General features: G+C 66.7%; 20 protein-coding genes. 12 read left to right on the top strand and 8 right to left on the bottom strand.

All coding sequences use genetic code 11. The annotated features are described in order from the left end of the window. Positions 1 to 2 precede the first annotated feature (2 nt). The 8 genes from D575_RS0109780 to D575_RS0109745 all read left to right on the top strand — a co-directional run bounded on the left by D575_RS0109780 (position 3) and on the right by D575_RS0109745 (position 5,683). Positions 3 to 1,118: a chemotaxis response regulator protein-glutamate methylesterase gene (locus D575_RS0109780; RefSeq protein WP_018145738.1), complete on the top strand. Its 1,116-nt coding sequence runs from the start codon at positions 3 to 5 to the stop codon at positions 1,116 to 1,118. Position 1,119: 1 nt separating this feature from the next. Beyond that, the gene (locus D575_RS0109775) at positions 1,120 to 1,863 is read left to right on the top strand and encodes a flagellar motor protein (protein WP_018145737.1); all 744 of its coding nucleotides are present in this window, start codon (positions 1,120 to 1,122) and stop codon (positions 1,861 to 1,863) included. Positions 1,864 to 1,870: 7 nt separating this feature from the next. Continuing rightward, positions 1,871 to 2,773: a flagellar motor protein MotD gene (motD, locus tag D575_RS0109770; RefSeq protein ID WP_018145736.1), complete on the top strand. Its 903-nt coding sequence runs from the start codon at positions 1,871 to 1,873 to the stop codon at positions 2,771 to 2,773. Beyond that, complete coding sequence (locus D575_RS0109765) at positions 2,770 to 3,570, top strand: ParA family protein (RefSeq protein WP_018145735.1); 801 nt, start codon at positions 2,770 to 2,772, stop codon at positions 3,568 to 3,570. The genes motD and D575_RS0109765 overlap by 4 nt, the downstream gene beginning before the upstream one ends. After that, the gene (locus D575_RS0109760; protein WP_018145734.1) at positions 3,567 to 4,277 is read left to right on the top strand and encodes a chemotaxis protein CheW; all 711 of its coding nucleotides are present in this window, start codon (positions 3,567 to 3,569) and stop codon (positions 4,275 to 4,277) included. Before D575_RS0109765 ends, D575_RS0109760 begins: the two co-directional genes overlap by 4 nt. Positions 4,278 to 4,404: 127 nt before the next feature. Then, positions 4,405 to 4,863, top strand: a complete 459-nt coding sequence (locus D575_RS0109755) for a chemotaxis protein CheW (RefSeq protein ID WP_018145733.1) — start codon at positions 4,405 to 4,407, stop codon at positions 4,861 to 4,863. A gap of 69 nt (positions 4,864 to 4,932) precedes the next feature. Then, complete coding sequence (locus tag D575_RS0109750; RefSeq protein ID WP_018145732.1) at positions 4,933 to 5,118, top strand: hypothetical protein; 186 nt, start codon at positions 4,933 to 4,935, stop codon at positions 5,116 to 5,118. A gap of 139 nt (positions 5,119 to 5,257) precedes the next feature. Next, complete coding sequence (locus tag D575_RS0109745) at positions 5,258 to 5,683, top strand: DUF2802 domain-containing protein (protein ID WP_018145731.1); 426 nt, start codon at positions 5,258 to 5,260, stop codon at positions 5,681 to 5,683. On the opposite strand, the gene D575_RS0109740 is transcribed toward D575_RS0109745, so the two are convergent. Together D575_RS0109740 and D575_RS0109735 are read right to left on the bottom strand one after the other, a co-directional pair. After that, the gene (locus D575_RS0109740) at positions 5,678 to 6,049 is read right to left on the bottom strand and encodes an EscU/YscU/HrcU family type III secretion system export apparatus switch protein (protein ID WP_018145730.1); all 372 of its coding nucleotides are present in this window, start codon (positions 6,047 to 6,049) and stop codon (positions 5,678 to 5,680) included. The genes D575_RS0109745 and D575_RS0109740 overlap by 6 nt on opposite strands. Positions 6,050 to 6,053: 4 nt before the next feature. Continuing rightward, the gene (locus D575_RS0109735) at positions 6,054 to 7,331 is read right to left on the bottom strand and encodes a flagellar hook-length control protein FliK (RefSeq protein WP_018145729.1); all 1,278 of its coding nucleotides are present in this window, start codon (positions 7,329 to 7,331) and stop codon (positions 6,054 to 6,056) included. Between the two features lie 119 nt (positions 7,332 to 7,450). On the opposite strand from D575_RS0109735, the gene D575_RS0109730 reads away from it, so the two are divergent. Further along, positions 7,451 to 7,942: a low molecular weight protein-tyrosine-phosphatase gene (locus D575_RS0109730; protein ID WP_038032174.1), complete on the top strand. Its 492-nt coding sequence runs from the start codon at positions 7,451 to 7,453 to the stop codon at positions 7,940 to 7,942. A 197-nt stretch (positions 7,943 to 8,139) separates the two neighbouring features. On the opposite strand, the gene D575_RS0109725 is transcribed toward D575_RS0109730, so the two are convergent. Continuing rightward, entirely contained in the window at positions 8,140 to 11,151 is a 3,012-nt protein-coding gene (locus D575_RS0109725) for an Rne/Rng family ribonuclease (RefSeq protein WP_018145727.1), read from the bottom strand. A 434-nt stretch (positions 11,152 to 11,585) separates the two neighbouring features. Here D575_RS0109725 and D575_RS0109720 point away from each other — a divergent pair, with 434 nt between their 5' ends. The 3 genes from D575_RS0109720 to D575_RS0109710 are packed head-to-tail and all read left to right on the top strand — an operon-like array spanning position 11,586 to position 14,237. After that, on the top strand, positions 11,586 to 12,566 hold the full coding sequence (locus D575_RS0109720) for an RluA family pseudouridine synthase (RefSeq protein WP_018145726.1): 981 nt from the start codon (positions 11,586 to 11,588) through the stop codon (positions 12,564 to 12,566). Continuing rightward, complete coding sequence (locus tag D575_RS0109715) at positions 12,563 to 13,258, top strand: HAD family hydrolase (RefSeq protein WP_018145725.1); 696 nt, start codon at positions 12,563 to 12,565, stop codon at positions 13,256 to 13,258. Before D575_RS0109720 ends, D575_RS0109715 begins: the two co-directional genes overlap by 4 nt. A gap of 13 nt (positions 13,259 to 13,271) precedes the next feature. Beyond that, the gene (locus D575_RS0109710) at positions 13,272 to 14,237 is read left to right on the top strand and encodes a S49 family peptidase (RefSeq protein ID WP_018145724.1); all 966 of its coding nucleotides are present in this window, start codon (positions 13,272 to 13,274) and stop codon (positions 14,235 to 14,237) included. Between the two features lie 30 nt (positions 14,238 to 14,267). On the opposite strand, the gene D575_RS0109705 is transcribed toward D575_RS0109710, so the two are convergent. From D575_RS0109705 to D575_RS0109685, 5 genes are all read right to left on the bottom strand, one after another. Continuing rightward, positions 14,268 to 14,945 (bottom strand): CsiV family protein, encoded by a 678-nt coding sequence (locus tag D575_RS0109705; RefSeq protein WP_018145723.1) that lies wholly within the window; start codon positions 14,943 to 14,945, stop codon positions 14,268 to 14,270. Continuing rightward, the gene (mfd, locus tag D575_RS0109700) at positions 14,946 to 18,416 is read right to left on the bottom strand and encodes a transcription-repair coupling factor (RefSeq protein ID WP_018145722.1); all 3,471 of its coding nucleotides are present in this window, start codon (positions 18,414 to 18,416) and stop codon (positions 14,946 to 14,948) included. 201 nt (positions 18,417 to 18,617) lie between these two features. Beyond that, the gene (locus D575_RS0109695) at positions 18,618 to 19,514 is read right to left on the bottom strand and encodes a carbon-nitrogen hydrolase (RefSeq protein ID WP_018145721.1); all 897 of its coding nucleotides are present in this window, start codon (positions 19,512 to 19,514) and stop codon (positions 18,618 to 18,620) included. A gap of 22 nt (positions 19,515 to 19,536) precedes the next feature. Continuing rightward, positions 19,537 to 20,610: an agmatine/peptidylarginine deiminase gene (locus tag D575_RS0109690; RefSeq protein WP_018145720.1), complete on the bottom strand. Its 1,074-nt coding sequence runs from the start codon at positions 20,608 to 20,610 to the stop codon at positions 19,537 to 19,539. Next, a complete protein-coding gene (locus D575_RS0109685) occupies positions 20,607 to 20,939 on the bottom strand; it encodes a hypothetical protein (RefSeq protein ID WP_018145719.1) in 333 nt (110 codons plus the stop codon). The genes D575_RS0109690 and D575_RS0109685 overlap by 4 nt, the downstream gene beginning before the upstream one ends. Positions 20,940 to 20,959 lie beyond the last annotated feature (20 nt).

Raw genomic sequence — 20,959 nt, 5'->3', positions numbered from 1 at the left:
GGATGCCGATCAGGGTTCTGGTAGTTGACGACTCGGGGTTCTTTCGTCGGCGTATCGCCGAGATCCTGGATTCCGATTCCGGCATTGAGGTCGTAGGTTCGGCCGAGAATGGCGAGCAGGCGATCGCCAAGGTCCGGGACCTCGATCCCGATGTCGTGACCATGGATATCGAGATGCCGGTGATGGACGGCATCACCGCGGTGCGCAAGATCATGGCCGAGCGCCCGCTTCCGATCCTGATGTTCTCCAGTCTCACGACCGAGGGAGCCCAGGCGACCCTGGATGCGCTGGAGGCCGGGGCGGTGGACTTTCTTCCCAAGCGCTTCAGCGACATGGCGGGGGACGAGGACAGCGCGCGCATGCTGCTTCGGCGCCGCGTGCGCTCGCTGTCACGCAGCCGGGCGCGTTCCGTCAGTGCCCCGGGCACGACCACGCCTGCGCGGGAGGCCCGGCCGTCCGCGCGCCGCGAAGAGACCGACCGTCAGGCCGCGGCCGATGCGCGCAAGCCGGGTCCGGCGGTTGCCAGTTCCCGGCCGCCGACGCCGTTACGGCAGTTGCGCGCGGTGCTGATTGGTACCTCCACCGGCGGTCCAGTGGCGCTGCAGGAGGTGCTGAAGCCGCTCCCGGCGAATTTCCCGCTGCCGATCCTGCTGGTGCAACACATGCCCGCCAGTTTTACCCCGGCCTTCGCCGAACGCCTGAACGCCATGTGCAATATCGAGGTGCGTCAGGCGAAGGACGGTGATGTGCTGAAGCCGGGCGTGGCGCTGCTGGCCCCGGGCGGGATGCAGACAACGCTGGAGCGCGGCAGCCAGACGCATGTGCGAATCGCGGAGAGCCCCCTGGGCACCATCTACAAGCCGAGCGTGGATGCGGCCTTCGGTTCCGCCGTGGAGGCGCTGCGCGGGCAGGTGCTTGCCGTGATCCTCACCGGCATGGGCGCCGATGGCCGCGAAGGCACGCGGGCGCTGAAGGGCGCCGGCGCGCAGGTGTGGTCGCAGGATGCGGCGACCTGCGTGGTGTACGGGATGCCGGCGGCAGTGGCCGAGGCCGGCCTGTCCGATCATGTGTACCCGCTGCCCGAAATCGGGCCCGCAATGGTGAAGGGGTTCTGCTGACATGGATATCCTGAGCCTCATCGGGATTACCCTGGGGCTGGTGGCGGTGCTCGGCGGTAGCATTGCCAAGGGCAGTGGCCTGGGCGCGCTGTGGAATGCCGCGGCCTTCCTGATCGTGGTGCTGGGGACCCTGGGGGCGACCCTGGTGCAGGCACGGCTGTCGGTCTTCATGCACGGTATGCGCATCTTGCCGTGGGCCTTCAAGCCGCCGAAGGTCGACAATCGCGCGACGGTCGAGCAGATCGTCGAGTGGTCGCATGTCGCGCGCAAGGAAGGCCTGCTAGGCCTGGAGACGCTGGCCGACGAGGAGACCGACGGCTTTGCCCGCAAGGGACTGCAACTGCTGGTGGACGGTAGTGAACCGCAGACCATTCGCCAGATCATGGAGGCCGACCTCGACAACCGCGAGCACTTCGACCTGCAGGGCGCGAAGATCTTCGAGAGCATGGGGATCTATGCCCCGACCCTGGGGATCGTCGGCGCGGTGATGGGCCTGATGGCAGTGATGCAGAACCTCGCGGATCCAAGCAAGCTGGGGGCGGGCATCGCGGCGGCCTTTGTCGCCACGATTTACGGCATTGCCTCGGCCAACCTGCTGTTCCTGCCGGTGGCCAACAAATTGAAGTCGATTATTCAGAACCGTTCGCAACACCAGCAAATGCTGATGGAAGGCCTGATCGCCATTGCGGAAGGTGAAAACCCGCGGAACATCGAAAGCAAGCTGAGTGGCTTCATCCACGAGTGAGGTCACCATGGCGCGACGCAAGCGGGCGGAAGAACACCAGAATCACGAGGCATGGGCCATCCCCTATGGGGATCTGGTCACACTGCTGCTGGCGTTCTTCGTGGTGATGTACGCCATCTCCTCGGTGGACGACGGCAAGTACCGGGTGCTGTCCGAGTCGCTGGTGGACGCCTTCCGCGCACCGATGCAGGCCGACCCGATTCAGGTCGGGGACCCCACTGTGGCCCGGGAACGTACACCGCAGGATCTGCGTGCCCTGGTGCCTATCGAGGTCCAGCCGGGTCTGGTGGAAGAGGGTCCGCAGCCCATCGACATGGCCTTGAGTGGGATGCTTGACGAGGGCCCGGACGACGCCGGGATGCAGGTGTTCCTGGACGAACTGGCGGATACCGCGCGCGAGATCGAACAGGCGATGGCGCAATGGATCGAGGATGGCGATCTGCGCGTGACGCGCGAGGCCTATTGGCTGGAGATCGAGATCACCAGCCGTCTGCTGTTTGCGTCCGGGGCGGCGACCCTGAACCCCCAGGCGGAGGGTCTTCTGCAAGAGGTTGGCGGGATTCTGGCGCCACGTGTCTCGCGCGTTCATGTGGAGGGACACACGGACAATGTGCCCATCCAGACCGCGATCTATCCGTCGAACTGGGAGCTGTCGTCCGGACGGGCGGCCGCGGTGGTCAGCGTGTTCGAGGAGGTCGGGGTCGATCCGGAGAATCTGGTCGCCCTTGGCTATGGCGAGCACCGGCCGGCGGCCAGCAACGACACCGCGGAGGGGCGGGCCGAGAACCGGCGCGTGTCCATCGTGGTACTGCCCGGGGGGCGTCCGCGCGCCGAGGGCGCGCAGGAACCGGAGCGCCTGCGCGAGGATCTTCCGCCCGCACCGCTCCCGATGGATGGAGACACACCATGAAGGTCTGGGCGGTTGCAAACCAAAAGGGGGGTGTGGGCAAGACCACCACCACGGTGACGCTGGGCGGCCTGCTGTCGGGCCCGGAACAACGCGTGCTGCTGGTGGATGTGGACCCGCACGGATCGCTGACCGCGTATTTCGGCCATGATCCGGAGACCGCCACGCGCGGGGTGTACGAGCTTTTCAGCCAGTGTGCCGAGGGTGCGGATCCAGACCCGAATGGTCTGATCCGCGAGACCCGGTTCCCGGGGCTGGACCTACTGACCGCGAGTACCGCGCTGGCGACGCTGGATCGCCAGCTGGGCACCCGCAGTGGCATGGGGCTGGTGCTGCGTCATGCGCTGGAGAAGATCTCGGAGCAGTACGACTACGTGCTGCTGGATTGCCCGCCGATGCTCGGTGTGCTGATGGTCAATGCGCTGGCCGCCTGTGACGAACTGCTGGTGCCGGTGCAGACCGAGTTCCTCGCCCTGAAGGGGCTGGAACGAATGATCAATACGCTGAAAATGGTACAGAAATCGCGCAAGTCCGAGTTGGCGTACCGAATTATTCCGACCCTGTTCGACCGTCGAACGCGGGCGGCGCACGAGGCCTTGTCGGAACTGCGCCGTTTGTACGGCGACGACGTCTGGCCGGGCGTAATCCCGGTGGACACGAAATTCCGTGATGCCTCCAGTGCCGGGCAGCCGCTGTGTTTCATGATCCCGGACGCCCGGGGCGTGCTTGCCTACTCGGATCTGCTGGAGGCCATTGGTGGCCGGCTGTCCGAACCCCATGAACGGAGGCGACGCGGATGAAACGTTCCATAGTCGACAACCTGGCCCTTAAGGCCGAGCCGGAGGCGCTGGATGACTACTTCGGCAGCCTGCTGGACGAGCCGGAGCCCGTTCGGCCGCTTCTGCGACCGGATATCCTGGAGCCACGGCCACCGGTAGAAGAAGCGGCGCCCGTAGTGGAGCTGGAAGCCCCGGTCCGTGAAGCAGACGCGGTGGACCTCCCGGCGCCGGTAGTGGCCTCGACCCCACCAGCCCCACCGGCCGATCCGGCGGAGCGCGAGTATGCGCGGCCCGAGCAGCCGTTTTCGGCCCTCGTGATCGAGGCTGGCAATCTGACCCTGCTGGCGCCGCTACATGCGCTGGGCGGGGTGGCGCCGCTGGACAGCCTGGAAGTGCGGCCCACCCCGAATCATTCGGTCTGGTACCTTGGATTGGCGGATACCAAGCAGGGGCGGGTGCAGTTGATTGACCTGGCCGCCGTGGTGACACCGGAAGATCGCGATTACGAGCCGGATACGGCCCGGCAGGTGGTGTTCCTCGCGGGTTCGCGGTTCGCGCTGGCCTGCCGCGCGATTCACGGCACCCGGGTGATCCATCCGGAGTCGTTGCGCTGGCGCAACCAGCGCCGGCGCCTGCCCTGGCTGGCCGGCGTGGAACGCGAGAAGATGGCGACGTTGCTGGACCTGGAGGCGCTGGACCGCACCCTCGACGAGGGTGGCTGGGACTGATCCTGGCCGGGGCCATTCAAGCATGGCGGTAATCGGCCGATAACCCGGTCAAGACGACACCACAGGGCGGCCCCCGCCGGCACGGAATATCGAGGATGACATGAGCAGCGCACAAGACGTAGAAGCCATGACCAAGGCCGACACCGCTCCGTATGTGACTTTCAGTCTGGCGGAGGAAACCTATGCGATCGACGTTTTGCAGGTTCAGGAGGTGCTAAAGGTTACCGAGATCGCCCCGGTACCGGGTGTGCCGGACTACATCCTCGGGATCATCAACCTGCGCGGGAATGTCGTTACGGTGATCGACGCCCGGCGGCGTATGGGGCTGGATGATCGCGAGTCGGATGAGGCCTCGCGCATCGTGATCATCGATGTAGACAACCAGAACGTGGGGATTCTGGTGGATTCCGTCTCGGAGGTCGTGCGGATCTCCCCGGATTCGGTCGAGCCGGCGCCCGAGGTGGGTAACGATGACAGCAGCCGCTTTATCCAGGGCGTGACCAGCACCGAGGAGGGCCTCACCATCCTGGTGGACCTCAACAGGCTGCTATCGGACGACGAGTGGGCGCAGTTGCGCGAACTGTAGCCGCGCACGTCGGGTCTACAGTCAACAGACGAGGACCATGACCATGAGGCGCAAGCCGGGAGGTGAACCATGGTCGACGAACTCCAGCCGGACCGGACTGTTCGACCGGTCCATACCACTGTTCCCGGGCGCAATTTGAGCGACGACCATGACCGCGACCCGGTCTTTCGTCCCGCAGTGCGTCCAACCCAGCAGCGTCCGCCGCGCAAGGAAGAACGCCGCCAGCGGCGCGGCCTGATCGACGACTACGCCTGAAGTCCCCGGGGACCGGCACCAACTGGGTCCGGGCACGGGTCCGTGTCCGATTTTTCTCCATGGCTGGTCACGCCCTCACGAATCACGCGACAATCGGCAGGCCCCGGGTTTCAGGAGTGTGCAGGCAATGGGAGAGGGAATGCTGATCTGGCTCGCCGCGTTGATTGCGTTGCTGGCGACCATCGTCGCCGGATTTGCCGTGGGGCTCGTGATTCTGTTGCGTCGGCAGTTGGCGGCCCTGCGCCAGGATTATCAGCGCCAGGCCACCTCGGTAATGGCCCTGCAAGGGGCGATGAAGGCCCTGTCCGAGGGGGTTGCGACCCATGGTCAGGCACAGGCCTCGGTACAGCGTGCCCTGGAGCGCCTGCATGACCAGCACAGCGAGCTACGCGCCCGCGAGGGCGACAGCGGCGCCTACGAGCAGGCGATTCTTCTGATCCAGCAGGGCCTGGGGCGCGAAGAGGTCCGTCGGCGTTGCGGCCTTACCTCCACCGAACTCGACTTGTTGTTTAGCCTGCATGGCTCCGGGAATGCCGGCGGCACCGGGTTCGCCGGGCGCTCATGAGCCCCGGTCCGGCCCTTCGCGGTCCGGGTTGGACTGGCGCGAGGGGGGCTGATACCCACGGCCCCGGTCGTCGGGTGTGATCCCTGCCAGCAGGAACACAAAGGCCAGAATCTCCGCGACTGCGACGTAGAGCTCCTCCGGGATCTCGCTGCCCACGGGGACCTGCGCCAGCGCCTCGCTCAGGGCCGGGTCCTGATGCAGCGGGATTCCATGTTCCTCGGCAATGCGCAGGATGGCCTCGGCCGTCAGGCCCGAGCCGCTGGCTGTGATCCGCGGCGCCTGCCGACGATCCCATTCCAGTGCGACCGCCTTGGCCGGTGATCGGCCGCGGTCGGCCGTTCGGTCCCCATGATCCTTTCGTGCCATCGGCTCAGGCCTGTTCGTCCAGCATGCGATGCGAATTCGTGGGGCGCGGGTCCGTATCGACCTCGCCCTGACGTACCGATAGCCCCGTCACCGTCAGGTCGCGCTCGCCCAGCCGATCGCGGAGATAAGCCATTTCGCTGCGCAGTCGCGTGACGGTATCGGCCTCGGGTGCGGTGAAGTGCACGCTGACGCCCCCATTGCGCGATGCCAGGGCGATCCGCGTCGGGCCGAGGTCACCGATATCCAGCGTCAACACAATCGACCAGGGCGCTTCGGCTTCGTCGTCGCTTCCGCCTTCGCGGTGGATCTCGCCGAAAACACCGTGGATACCCTGCTCGCTACGCAGTGGAAGTTCGAATAACCAGCGACTGTTGCCGGGTTCGTCACTTGCGAAGGATTGCAGCGACTGGAGCTGGAGCGACGTGACACGTTTCAGGAGTCCCTCCAGAAGGCCGGACAGGGCCGCGGCCGGGGCAGGGGGAGTCGAGGCGGTGGCGGGGGGTGCTTGCGCTGCAGGGCGTGCGTCCGCCGCTTGGCGAACCTGGTCTGCGGCACGCAGAAGCTGGGCCTTGAGATCTGCCGCGAATGGATGCATCGGGCCTTGACCGCGTCCGGCATGCCCCAGCATGGCCTCCATCCAGAGTCCCGATTGCTGGATGTGCTGGCGCAGGGTCTCGGGCTGTGCCAGTTGGGCCGGGGTGGGCAGGAGCTCCAGGATACGGTGCAGTGCGGGTGCGGCCTGGGCCCCGGGCATGGCGCTCGTGGCTGGCGCCCCGGTCCCGGAGGGCTGGGTCAGCAGGCCATGCAGAGCCGGCCCCAGCGGGCGTGCCCCGGGGAGCTGCAGACGCAGTTCTTGTCCCAGCCACTGCTGGGCCGGGTTGGGCGCTGAGCCGCTACCGGCGGGGCGGGGTGCGGCGCGATCCATGGTCAGGGGGAGCAGGCGGACCTCCAGGCGTGGTTCGGTGCGGGTGATCTCGGCCAGCATGGCGGTGCCGGAAGCGCCCGAACCGGGTCGGTTCAACAAGGCCGTGGGCAATGCGCCGGTCAGCTGGGCGGTGACCACCGTTGCAGGGGGGGAGGGGCGTGCCGCGGTCGATGCGCCGCTGCGGCCCGGGGAGGGTTCGAGACGCAGCCGCACCCCGCGATCGGCAAGTACGTCCAGGACACGAACCTCGATGCGCGTTCCGGTCTGGAGGGATTGTCGCGTTCCGGTGCCCGCCCCACTGGCCACATTGCCGGGGGGTGACCAGCCGGGAATGCGCGGACCGCCAAGGTCGACCATCAAGGGATCTCGTGATGCAAAGCCTCAGCATGGCATACCGGAGGGCGCGGAACGAACGGGCCCGCCCAGGATGCCCGGTTTGTTATCCTGATGCCTTTCGCGATTCGGACTGTGGAGCGATGTCGAAGATATGTGTACTGATGGTTTGCCTGGGCAATATTTGTCGCTCGCCGATGGCCCATGGGGTGTTCGAGGCGCGAGTGCGCGACCACGGACTGGGCGAGGCCATCGAGGTCGATTCGGCCGGAACCGCCGGGTATCACGTGGGGGCGAAGGCGGATAGCCGGGCCCGCCAGGAGGCGCGCTCGCGCGGCTACGATCTGGAACATCTGCGCGCGCGTCAGCTGGAGCCCGAGGATTTCCTGGAGTTCGATTACATCCTGACCATGGACGACGCAAACTACCGCAATGCCGAGCGCATCCGTCCGGCAGATGCGCGGGCGGAGTTGCTGCGGTTTCTGGACTTTGCGCCACAGTTCGGCGAACACGAAGTCCCGGATCCGTACTACGGCGGGGACGAAGGGTTCGTGCACGTCATGGACCTGGTGGAAGCGGCAGCGGATGGGTTGCTGGAACATATCCGCGATCGCCACACGTTGAAGGCCTCCTGACAGCACTGCCGGACGCGTTGCGGACCGGGCGCAGGAGTCGCTGCCGGAGTCGACTGGCGCAGGGTCGCGTGCAAGCCGAGCCAAAGGCATCGGTATGACCCTTCTGGAAGATCATCCATTCGGAATCCCGAGGCCAGAACCAAAAAGGGCCCGCCAATAGGCGGGCCCTTTTTGGTTGGACGCGGGACCTCGTCCTGTCAGTCGTCGCCTTTTCGGTTCGGACTTTCGGCGGCCGGTTCCGCTGGCTCGGCAGTGGGCCTGGGCGCGGCAGGTTTGTCGTCTTTCGCCTCCGCAGGCTTTTCTGCTTTCACTTCGTCCGGCCTTGAAGCAGCGGCCCCTTCATCGGTGGGGGTGGTCTCCGCCTTGGTCGCCTTTGGCCGCCGGGTTCTTGGCTTGGGAGCGGTGTCCGGCGGGTCTGTCGGGGTCGCATCGGTCTTGTTCGCGGCATCCCCGGCATCGGCCTTCTTGGCCCGGGCCGGGCGCTTGGCCGGGGCCTTGTCGCTTTGGCCTGTGGCGTCCGCCGTGTCCTGCTTCGCTGCCGGCTCGGCTTTTGGGGCCGGTTCCCGGGAATCGGAAACGGCCGGCTGGCTTTCCGTCGGGGTGTTCGGCTCGCTGGAGCCCGGAGTCACTTCGCCGGTGGAGGTCTCTGCGGAGGCCGGGGCCGGCTTGCGGCCGCGACCACCGCGGCTACGCCCCTTGGCGGGCGCGGCGTCCTTGGGGGCGCCATCGTCGGGGCTGGCCTTTTCCGGTGGCGGGGTGCTCTCGCCACCGTCCCTGGTTGGGGCCGAGGACTCGGCGTTCTGAACTTCTTTGGGGGTCTCAGCGTGTGCCTTTCCGGTGTCGGCCGCGGGGGCTGAGTCCGGGGCGGTCGTATCACTGCCGGACTCCGGAGCGGAACCCTCGGTTGCAGTGTTCTGCGCACCGTCGGTGCCGGCTTCGCCGGCGTTTTCGCCAGAACGTCCACGACCGCCACGACGCCGGCCACCGCGACGGGAACGGCGGGAACGGGTGCTGCGACCCTTGCCGCCGTCATCCTCGTCCGACTTCTCCGGTCCGTTACCCGCAGGAGTGTCCGCGGCTACGCTCGTGGCGGCCTCGTCCTTGTCCCGTGCTGGCTTCTCGGCCGGCTTCTCGGCCGGTTTCGAGTCTGCGGACTTCTCGGGTCCCCTGGTGTCAGGCGTCCGGCTTTCGGTTGCTTGTTTCGGCGATTCGTTGCTCGTGCCCTTCGCGGCATCGGCATCTTTCTTGCCGCCACGACGGGAACGGCCCTTGGCACCATCGGGCTTGGTGCCATTGCCCTTGGCACTATCCGTCTTGTCGGGTGCGCCCTTCTTGCCCTTGTCGGCGTCGTCACGCTTGTCGCCGGTATTGCGGCCGCCGTTGTCGGCCTTTTTCCGACTGCCCCCGCGGCCGCTGCCCTTGCCGCCGCGGTTGCTTTCGCCGGCGCGCCCGCGACCTCCGCCCTTGCGGCTGTCTTCCTGTTCATCTTCCGGTCCGTCCGCCGGACGCGCGTTGGGGAACAGCGAGGACCAGATGCGTGTGAAGAATCCGGGCTTCGATACCGGCTGTGACGTCTCCGGTGCGGAGGGTGCGCTGTCGCTGACCGGGGCCGGCCCGGTCATCTTGACGCCCTGGACCAGCGGCTTCTCGACCTTGCTGCGGCGCTCCTGATGCGGATCGCTCTCGTCCTCGGTGGTCTCCACCAGTTCGTGCGAGCCGCGGTCGCTGATCGCCTCTTCGCGTTCGTCGCCGCGCACGCGGCGGACCTCGAAGCGTGGGGTGAGGTACTGCGGGTTGGGGATGATGCTGATGTCGACCTTGTGGCGCTCCTCGATGTCGTTGATCGATTCGCGCTTCTCGTTCAGCAGGAAGGTGCCCACGTCGACCGGGACCTGACCCATCACCAGGCCAGTGCGGTCCTTCATCGCCTCTTCCTCGATCAATCGCAGGATCGACAGGGCGAGGGATTCCACGCTACGGATCTGGCCGTGACCCTGGCAGCGCGGGCAGGTGTTCTGGCTGGATTCCCCCAGCGACGAACGCAGGCGCTGGCGCGACATCTCCAGCAGTCCGAAGCGGCTGATGCGCCCGACCTGGACCCGGGCGCGATCCATCTCCAGCGCCTCGCGCAGGCGGTTTTCGACCTCCCGCTGATGCTTGTTGGCGTTCATGTCGATGAAATCGATCACGATCAGGCCGCCCAGGTCGCGGATGCGCAACTGGCGCGCGACTTCTTCCGCCGCCTCCAGGTTGGTGTGGAAGGCGGTCTCCTCGATGTCGCCACCCTTGGTCGAGCGCGCAGAGTTGACGTCGATGGAGATCAGGGCTTCGGTGTGGTCGATGACCAGCGCACCGCCGGAGGGCAGGGTGACGTCGCGGTCGAATGCGCTCTCGATCTGGCTCTCGATCTGGTAACGATTGAACAGCGGGACCGGGTCATCGTAGCGCTTGAGCTTGCGCAGGCTGTTGGGCATGACCAGACGAACGAATTCCTCGGCCTGCTGGTACACGTCGTTGTCATCGATGATGACCTCGCCGACGTCGTTGCGCATGTGGTCGCGGAGGGCGCGGATGATGACGTTGCTTTCCTGGTGGATCAGCGCCGGGGTCTTGGCCTTTTCCGCGGCTTCGGTGACCGCCGCCCACAGGGCAGTCATGTAATCCAGATCCCACTGGAGCTCTTCGGTGGTACGCCCGACGCCCGCGGTCCGGGCGATTACGCCCATGCCGTCCGGCATCGTCAGTCCGGAGAGTGCGTCACGCAGGGAGGCGCGGTCTTCGCCCTCGATGCGGCGCGAGACTCCGCCGGCTTTCGGGTTGTTGGGCATCAGGACCAGATAGCGGCCGGCCAGGCTGATGTAGGTAGTCAGCGCGGCACCCTTGTTGCCGCGTTCTTCCTTTTCTACCTGGACGAGGAGTTCGGTGCCTTCCTTCAGGAAGTCGCGGATTGGCTTGTCGCTGTCGGCAGGGGCGCCAACCGCGGAATGAGCGATTTCCTTGAACGGGAGGAAGCCGTGGCGATCAGCACCAAAGTTGACGAACGCGGCCTCCAGGCTCGGTTCGACGCGGGTGATCTTGGCCTTGTAGATGTTCGCTTTTTTGCGTTCGCGCGAAGGCAGTTCGATATCCAGGTCGTACAGCCGCTGGCCGTCGACCATGGCGACCCGCAACTCTTCCGGCTGCGTGGCATTGATCAGGATGCGTTTCATGCATTGGACTCGGTAGGGCGTCCTGGCGTCCGGCGGGGAAGATCGGGGTCCGGGGTGCGGCGATCGAGCGGCGGCACGGCAACGCTTGCGCACGCGTGCTCGCAGCGGCGGCGCGTAGCACAAGCCAACGCGCCAGCCAGGTGTTCACCAGCAACCACGGGATCAGTCGCCTGCGGGAGGCGTAGCCGGGGAGACAGGACTGGGTTAGAAGAAATAGCGTCACAGTGTCGCTTTGTGGCGATGGCCCTTCGACCGGAGGCTGCTTTCAGCCTGTGGATCGAAGCGGCGGGTGATTCGAGGCGCGTTGCAGGCGTAGCACAGCAACGTACCGTGGGCCAATGTAGGGCATAACCCCCCGTCCGGGCAAGTTTTTCCGCCCGCAAGGGGACGGGTACAGTAGCCCGGTGAGCGCGCCTCCGGTAGCATCCCGCGCCATGAAAGCAACGCGCGAACCCTCCGGCCCACGTACCTTCCAGGTCACCGAGCGTGGTGACGGTCAGCGGCTCGACAACTTCCTGCTCCGCGAACTGAAGGGCGTGCCCAAGGGCCTGATCTACCGCCTGGTCCGTCAGGGTGCCGTGCGGGTGGATGGGCGCCGGGCCAAGGCCCACAAGCGCCTGGCTGTCGGCAACGAGGTCCGGGTGCCGGATCTGGATCGACCGGAGGCGGCCAGCAGCGAGATCCCGCCGAAGGTACTGGACCGGTTGCGTCGGGCGATTATCCACGAGGATGACGATGTGCTGGTGCTGGACAAGCCATCCGGCCTGGCGGTGCACGGCGGGAGCGGGCTGGCGTTTGGCATTATTGAGGCGATGCGCCAGTTACGGCCGGATATCGAGCTGGAACTGGGGCACCGCCTGGATCGCGAGACCAGTGGCTGCCTGCTGCTGGCCAAGCGCCGCTCGGCGCTGCAAGAGTTCCATGCCGCGCTGCGTGAAGGGCGGGTCGAGAAGCGCTACCTGGCGCTGCTGGTGGGGCGGTTCGCGGGCGAACAGGCCGTCGAATGCGATGCCCCGGTCGCCAGTGGCCGACAGGAAGATGGCCGCCGCCGGATGCGTGCGGGCGAGACCGACAGCGACGGGCCGCGGGCACGGGAAGCCCGGAGCGTCTTTGTGCCGCTGGAGGCGCACGGTGCCTTCCAATTGGCGGAGGTGAAGATCGGGACCGGCCGCACGCACCAGATACGCGTCCACGGTCAGTCGATCGGCCATCCGGTGGGGGGCGATCACGACTACGGCTTGCCGGATGCCAATCGCAGCCTGCGGCGCCATGGGCTGAAACGGCTGTTCCTGCATGCACAGGCACTGGCATACCAGTCGGCGGACGGCGAGCGACATATCTTCTCCGCCCCGTTGCCGGACGAGCTGACCGCGGTGCTCGCGAACCTGGATGCCGGAGGCGAGGACGACGCATGATGACCCCGTTGCTGCCACCGGAGGAGGGTGACCTGCGCCTGGTTGTGTTTGACTGGGATGGAACGCTGATGGACTCGCCTCGCCGGATCGTGCACTGCCTGCAGCGTGCGGCTAAGGATACCGGTGCCCCGGTGCGGGACGAGGCGACGCTGCGCAATATTATCGGGCTCGGGGTTCAGGCGGCGGTCCGCGAGCTCTACCCGGACGCCGATGATGCCTTCGTGCAGCACTTTTCCGACACCTATCGCGAGTGTTATCTGGCGGCTGACGATGCCCCGGAGACCCCGCTGTTCGCCGGCGTGAGCGACCTGCTCGACTGGCTGGATGCGCGCGAGATCCTGCTGGCCGTGGCGACCAGCAAATCGCGACGGGGACTGGACCAGGCCCTGGAGGCGACCGGTCTGGGCAGGTACTTCGTGGCAACCGCTACGGGCGACGAATACCCGTCGAAGCCGAATCCGACGATGCTCCAGTCCGTGATGGGGCGCGCGGGGGTGGAACCGGCCCGGACGCGCATGGTCGGTGATAGCGTTTATGATCTCGAAATGGCGCGGCATGCAGGAGTACCGGCCGTGGGCGTCACCCACGGGGTGCATTCGCCGGAACGCCTGAGTGACGAATCCCCTTTGGCCTTGCAGCCGGATCTGGAATCGCTGCTTGAGGCGTTCCGGCGGGCTGAAGGTACAACTTAGAAAAGGAATGACGATGGGCTGGGCGAACGAGAACAAACCGGGCTGGGAACGCGAGGCCCTGGAGAACCTGGTCCAGGCACAGGTGATCGAGCAACGCCGGGCCCGACGCTGGGGCATCTTCTTCAAGCTGTTGTTCTTCTTCTACCTGGTCGCGCTGCTGATCCTGGTGCGCGGCGGCGATCTGGGGCTTTCGGGGATGTTCGAGAGCGAACGCGAGCCCGCCGAACACGTTGCCGTGGTCGAAGTCGAGGGACTGATTGCCTCCAGCGCGGCGGCCAATGCCGAGGACATCTCCAAGGTGCTGAAAGAGGCCTTTGAGGCGGATGGCACCCAGGCGGTAATGCTGCGTATCAACAGCGGGGGCGGAAGCCCGGTGCAGGCCGCCAACGTGCACGACGAGATCCTGCGGCTAAAGGAGAAGCACGCGGATATCCCCGTGTATGCGGTCATTGGGGATGTGGGCGCCTCGGCGGCCTATTACATCGCGGTAGCGGCGGACGAGATCTATGCCAGCCAGGCCAGCATGGTGGGTTCGATCGGCGTGCGCATGGACAGCTTCGGGCTCGTGGATCTGATCGACAATATCGGTGTGGAACGACGTCTGTTTACCGCCGGCGAGAACAAGGGGTTCCTGGACCCGTTCCTGCCCTTGGACGATGACCATGTGAATCACCTCGACGGGGTGCTGCAGGGCGTGCACGAGCAGTTCGTGGATGTCGTGCGTGCCGGTCGTGGCGATCGCCTGGTCGAACGCGACGATCTGTTCAACGGCCTGATCTGGACGGGCGATCGATCGGTGGAGCTCGGCCTGATCGATGGCATCGGCACGGACCGCAGCGTTGCGCGCGACGTGATCGGTGTGGAGAAGATGGTGGAGTTCAAGCCGCGGCGCAGTGCGCTGCAGTTGCTGTTCGAAGACCTCGGCATGGCGGCTTTCCAGCAATGGATGAGCTGGGAGACCACGCCGCAGTGGCGCTGAGGCGCGCTGCCTGGCCTCCCAGTCTGCGGGTCAGCTGCGATCGATGCGGGTGACGCGGGCGATCATGCCGATCACCGGATGGTCCAGGTAGAACAGCTCGTCGCCGGAGTTCATGCGCTGGCTGCCGCGTACCGTTATCGCGCGCGGCGGCTGGTCCCCCTGCGGTTCCTCGACGTGGTAGATCAGGTCGGTCTCCAGGTGCAGGAATCGCCCCACCCAGATACGCAGCCGGCCCTCCAGCTCGAAGCGTTCGTCCTGTTCCTCCATCAGCGGACGCGGCATCCGGTCGGCCTCGTCGCGCAGATGATCACGCGTACCGAGCCGCCGCCCCTGCTGCACCCGCAGCCAGGGGGCGGAGGCGTGGTCGCGTCCAGTCTGATCCCAGGCCAGGCTCGCCAGGATGCGCCCGGCGCCGGAGTCCTCCACCCGGCGTACCACGCGCTGCAGTTCAAAGCCCTTGCGTGAATCGCGATAGATCCGCCCGCCCAGTTCGGATTCGCCGAGCATGGCCTCGCGCGGCGCGGCGAGCTCCATCTGCAGCCGCCGGCTCTCGTCCGTGCGATGCTCGAAGATCACCAGTTCGATGCGATACTGGCGTCCGGCCTGTGCCAGGGCCGGTCCCGTGGCGCCAGCCAGGGGCAGGGCGGCCAGCCCGCCCAGCAGGCGGCGTCGGAGGGGGTTGTGGGATTCGGATGGGTCGTTGCGCATTCAGGCGGCCTGTTGTTCGGGGCTGATGGTGTTTAAGAGGCGCAGGACGGCCTGCGCCCGAGCCTCCAGTGTCTCCATCGGGGCAAAGAAGCGGAAGGCCTTCTGGCCATCCAGTTTGTACATCTGCGGATCGGATTGCACCAGCTGGATCAGGGCCGCGATGTCCAGATTGGGACTCGGACCAAAAACCAGGCGTCCGCCAGCAGGGCCCAGTTCCAGCTTGCGAATCCCGAGCGGGGTCAGCTTCAGCCGCAGACGGGCGGCCTCGAACAGGGCCTTGGCCGGGTCCGGAAGCAGGCCGAAACGGTCCACCAGTTCGACTTCAAGCTCGCGAAGGGCATCGGAGGTCGGTGCGCTGCTGATGCGCTTGTAGAGGATCAGCCGGGTGTGTACGTCGGGTACGTAGTCGCCCGGGAGCAGGGCGGGAAGGCCCAGTTCCACCTCGGTCCCGGTGGCCGCGGGCCCTTCGAGTTCCGGCATATTGCCGGAGCGCAGGGCATTCACGGCGCGGTTGAGCAGGTCGTTGTACATCGAGAATCCGACCTCGTGGATCTGCCCGCTCTGCTCGTCGCCGAGCAGCTCGCCGGCACCCCGAATCTCCAGGTCGTGACTGGCCAGGGTGAAGCCCACGCCCAGGTCCTCCAGCGATGCGATGGCCTCCAGCCGTTTCTTGGCATCGGCGGACATTGCCTTCTCCGGCGGCGTGATCAGGTAGGCGTAGGCGCGGTGGTGTGAACGCCCGACGCGGCCACGCAACTGGTGCATCTGTGCCAGGCCCAGCTTGTCCGCACGGTTCATTATGATGGTGTTCGCGGTGGGGACGTCGATGCCGGTCTCGATGATGGTGGTGCACACCAGGATGTTGTAGCGCCGGTGATAGAAGTCGAGCATCACCTGTTCCAGTTCGCGCTCGCGCATCTGCCCGTGGGCAATGCCGACCCGTGCCCCGGGCAACAGCTCCTGCAGGCCCTGGGCAGTGCGTTCGATGGTGTTGACCTCGTTGTGCACGAAGTACACCTGGCCCCCGCGCCGGATCTCGCGCAGGCAGGCCTCCTGGATGATGGCGTCGTTCCATTCGTTGACGAAGGTCTTGATCGCCAGGCGGTCACGCGGTGGTGTGGTGATCACCGACAGGTCGCGCAGGCCGGCCAGGGCCATGTTCAGGGTGCGCGGGATCGGCGTGGCGGTCAGCGTGAGCATGTCGACCTCGGCGCGCATCTTCTTCAGCGCCTCCTTGTGGCGCACGCCAAAGCGCTGTTCCTCGTCGACGATCACCAGGCCGAGGTTGGAGAAGTCCAGGTTGGCCTGCAGCAGCTTGTGGGTGCCGATCACGATGTCGACCTTGCCGTCTTTCAGGCCCTCCAGTACCGCGGCCTGCTGTTTGGCGCTGCGAAAGCGTGACAGCGACTCGATGTGGACCGGCCAGTCGGCGAAGCGGTCGGTGAAGTTCTGGTGGTGCTGCTGCGCGAGCAGGGTGGTCGGGACCAGGACCACGACCTGCTTGTTGTTCTGCACCGCGACGAAGGCGGCGCGCATCGCGACCTCGGTCTTGCCGAAGCCCACGTCGCCACAGATCACGCGATCCATGGGTCGGGTGTCGGCCATGTCCGCGAGCACGGCGTCGATGGCCTGTTGCTGATCCAGGGTCTCCTCGAACGGGAACCCGGCGGCGAAGGCGTGATACTCGGCGGTGTCGGTAGCGAAGACCGTGCCCTGTTTCGCCGCGCGCCGGGCATGAATATCGAGCAGTTCGACGGCCACGTCCCGCGCCTTTTCCGCCGCCTTCTTGCGCGCCTTGCCCCATTGCTCGCTGCCGAGCCGGTGCAGGGGGGCGTGCTCGGCATCCGCGCCGGTATACCGGCTGATGAGGTGCAGCGAGGACACGGGGACATAGAGCTTGGCCTCGTCGGCGTACTCGAGCGTCAGGAACTCCGAAGGCTGGCCGTTGAAGTCCAGGGTCTGCAGCCCGAGGTAACGGCCGACGCCCTGTTCCTCGTGGACCACCGGTGCACCGATGGTCAGGTCGCTGAGGTTCTGGATGACCGCGTCTGCGTCCCGCGTGGTGCGGTTGCGTCCGCGGGTCTGGCGCGCGCGTTCTCCGAGCAGGGCGGCCTCGGGGGCGACGGCTACGCCCTCGGGCAGCACGAAGCCCTCGCCGAGCGCGGCCACGGTGACGTACAGGCCGGGTTCGGCGGTGAGGAAGGCGTCCCAGTCGTCCACGGCATGATGGGGTACGGCCTGGTCCCGCAATAGCGTCAGCAGGGCCTCGCGGCGACCGGCGGATTCCGCGGTCAGGAGCACGCGCTGTTGCCCCTCGACAAAGACCTTCAGGGGCTGGGCTGGATCGTCGCGGCCCTGCTGCATGCCGAGTTCCGGCAGCGCGTCGCAGGCAAATGCGATGTCCGCGCCGCGTCCCGCGGGGAGCGGGGCGGCCGGGTCGCCCAAGGCAATGCCGGAGTGCTCGCGCAGCGCGCCGGCCAGGCCGTCGACGTCCAGGTAGAGCCGTTCGGGCGGCAGCAGCGGTCGATCATACTGATGGCTGAGCTGTTCGAAGCGGTCATGGATCTCCTGGGCGAACTCCTCGGCCGCCCCGGCGATGTTGCCGACCTGCACCATCTGGACCTCGGGGCAGTAGTCGAACACCGTGTCCATGCCCTCGAAGAACAGTGGCAGGTAGGCCTCGATACCCGGCGGGACCAGGCCCTCGCTGATGTCGCGGTAGATCGGGTGCTTGGCGGGATCGCCTGAGAAATGCGCCCGGTAGCGGGTGCGGAATTCGCTGATGGAGGTGTCGTTCAGCGGGAATTCGTGGCTGGGCAGGATCTCCAGTCGCTCGACCTTTTCCGTGGAGCGCTGCGACTCGGGGTCGAAGCGGCGCAGGGAGTCGATCTCGTCATCCAGGAACTCGATGCGCACGGGTTCGTCCGCGCCCATCGGAAACAGGTCGAGGATCTCCCCGCGGGCGGCGAATTCGCCATGGCTGATGACCTGCTGAACGGCGCTGTACCCGGCCTCGGTGAGGTTCTCGCGCAGGGTCATGCGGTCCAGGCGCTGGCCGGTTTGCAGCGAAAGGCCCTGGGTGGTCAGCCAGTCGCGCGGCGGCAGGCGCTGCATCAGGGTCGAGACCGGCATCAACACGATCCCGCGTTCCAGCCCCGGCAGGTGGTACAGCGTGCGCAGGCGTTCGGAGATGATGTCCTCGTGCGGGGAGAAGACATCGAACGGCAGGGTCTCCCAGTCCGGCAGGCGCAGCAGCGGCAGGTCGTGGTCGCCGGCGAAGAACTCCCACTCTTCCTGCCAGCGGTCGGCCGCCTCGTTGGATTCCGTGATCACCAGAAGTGGCCGGGCGAACTCGCCGGCGTTCCGCGAAAGTGCGAGCGTCGCAGCCGAGGCATTGAGCCCCGACCACACCTCGAATCCGGAGCCGGGGAGGCGGCCGGGATGGAGCGGGTTGCGCCGTTGTTCGGACATGGGCCTGTTGTTCGGTCGGGGGGCGGAAAGGGCCGCGATTATACGGATTCCGCCTGATGGGTGCGCGTGAGCCAGAGGCCGCCCTGACGAATCGGTTTGTGCCGTGTGCGGGTCAAGGGTGTTTTTGCGGCGGATGGCATGGAGGTCACGCAGAAGGCGGGGATTACCTGGGGCGGATCGCGCTAGTGGGTGTTGATCGCCTCAGGTGGGATCGATGTAGCGTTGCAGGATCGGGCCGTAGGCATCGATGCGGCGATCGCGGAGAAAAGGCCACTGGCGGCGTACCGCCTCGGTCCGGCCGCGATCCAGCTCGACGGTGAGGATCTCCGGCTGCGCTTCGCCGGCGCGGGCCAGGATCTCGCCCTGGGGCCCCGCGACGAAGCTTGTGCCCCAGAAGTTCGCCCCGGGCGCGTGTCCGGAGGGGTCCGGTTCGTGCCCCGTGCGGTTGCAGGCGATCACCGGCAGGTTGTTGGCAACGGCGTGGCCGCGCTGGACGGTCATCCATGCGTCCTGCTGCCGGGCCTGTTCCTCGGGCGTGTCCTGCGGGTCCCAGCCAATGGCGGTGGGATAGATCAGTAGCTCGGCGCCGGACAACGCCATGATGCGGGCGGCCTCCGGGTACCACTGGTCCCAGCAGACCAGGACCCCAAGGCGACCGACCGAAGTGTCGATGGGGACGAAGCCGGTGTCCCCCGGGGTGAAATAGTACTTCTCGTAATAGCCGGGATCGTCCGGGATGTGCATCTTGCGGTAGGTGCCGACCGGGCGGCCGTCGGTTTCGAAGACCACCGCGGTGTTGTGATAGAGGCCCGGGGCGCGACGCTCGAACAGGGAGCCGACCAGGACCACGCCGTTGTCCCGTGCCATTGCGCCCAGGCGCTCGCAGCTCGGGCCGGGGATCGCTTCGGCGCGGTCGAAGGTGGCGAGGTCCTCGGTCTGGCAGAAGTAGGGGCCGGTGTGCAACTCGGCCAATACGACCAGGCGGGCGCCGTTCGCGGCGGCCTCGGCGACCGCGGCCGCGGTGGCGTCGAGATTGGCGTCGACGCTCCCGGCATCGCGGTGCTGGATCAGGGCGACGGACAGTGGGGCGTTGGGCATGACGGGTGCTCGGTGCAGAAGGTTATTCCTGCGGGATGCCGAGGGCGGCCGCAGGGTATTGCATGGTCAGGCAGTGCAGGCTGCCCCCCTGGCGAATGATCGCCCGGCAGTCGATCTCCACGATCTCGCGTCCCGGAAAGGCCCCGGCGAGACGGTCGCGGGCGACGGCATCGGCGGGGCCATTGTAGACCGGAAGGAGCACCGCACCGTTCAGAATCAGAAAGTTCGCATAGGTGGCGGCCAGCCGTCGGCCGTCCTCGACGATGGGGGCCGGCCAAGGGAGCGGAATCAGGCGGTAGGGCTCTCCGGAGGTCTGGCGCAGGGCCCGGAGTTCCTGTTCCATCGCCTGCAGCTCGGGGTAATGGGGGTCCTGCGGATCGTCGCACTGGACGTAGGCGATCGTATCGCGGGCGCAGAAGCGGGCCAGCGTGTCGATATGGGCATCCGTGTCGTCGCCCTCCAGCTGCCCGTGTTCCAGCCAGAGGATCCGCTCGGCACCCAGCCATTCGCCGAGGCGCTGTTCCAGCCCGGTGCGATCCAGATCGGGGTTGCGGGTGCTGGAGAGCAGGCAGCGCGTTGTAGTGAGCAGTGTGCCGGCGCCGTCGGATTCGATCGACCCGCCTTCGAGGATCAGCCCGGTGGGTTCCGGTACACAGCTGCCGAATACGCCCTGGCTGGCCAGGGCCCGAGTGATCGCGTCGTCCAGGTCGGCGGGGTATTTGCCGCCCCAGCCGTTGAAGGTAAAGTCCAGCAGGCGTGGCTGATTGCCGTCGAATACCGTGATGGCGCCATGGTCGCGCGCCCAGGTGTCGTTACTCGAGGCCAGGGCAAACCACAGCCGGTCGGGCCGGATGGCGGTCTCGGTCAGGAAGCCGGAGATCTCCTCGATATGCTCGGGATCGCGCGCGACGATGATGACCGGCTCGTACTGGCTGATGCTCGCGGCAATGGTGGCAAATACCGGGTGCACCTGATCCAGGACGGGTGCCCAGTCCGTGGCGTCATGCGGCCAGGTCAGCTGGATCGCACCCTGGGGCTCCCACTCGGCGGGGAGGCGGCGTTTGGGCGGCACCGGGGTGGCGTCCCCGGTACTCATGGACGGTCGGAGCGGGATCCGTTGCGCACTGCGCTGTGCAGGACGTACTCGCCCTCGAAGAACACGGAGAAGTCGGCATAGTCCCAGCGTGTGATCGGCGGATCGCCCACGGTGGCGTGCCGTTGTTCCGGCTCGCCGTGCTGGCGAATGACCGCTGACTGGCTCTGACCACGGGTTGGGGCCCCTTCACGTTCCTTTACGGTGAACCCCCCTTCGGGGCTGCGCAGGATGTCGGCCGAGGCGGTGGCCATGGCCCCGGCGAAAAGCGCCAGTACAAGGGCGCTGGCCGCGGCGCGCACGGTGCTGCCCCGGCGTGCGCCGGACTTCAAGGTGGGGTTCGCTGCGTTGC

Source organism: Thioalkalivibrio sp. AKL6 (assembly GCF_000376905.1).
In the GTDB taxonomy this organism is placed as follows: Bacteria; Pseudomonadota; Gammaproteobacteria; order Ectothiorhodospirales; family Ectothiorhodospiraceae; genus Thioalkalivibrio; species Thioalkalivibrio versutus.
The sequence above is the reverse complement of the archived record's forward strand: the minus strand, read 5'-3'. Positions and strand labels throughout refer to the sequence as shown.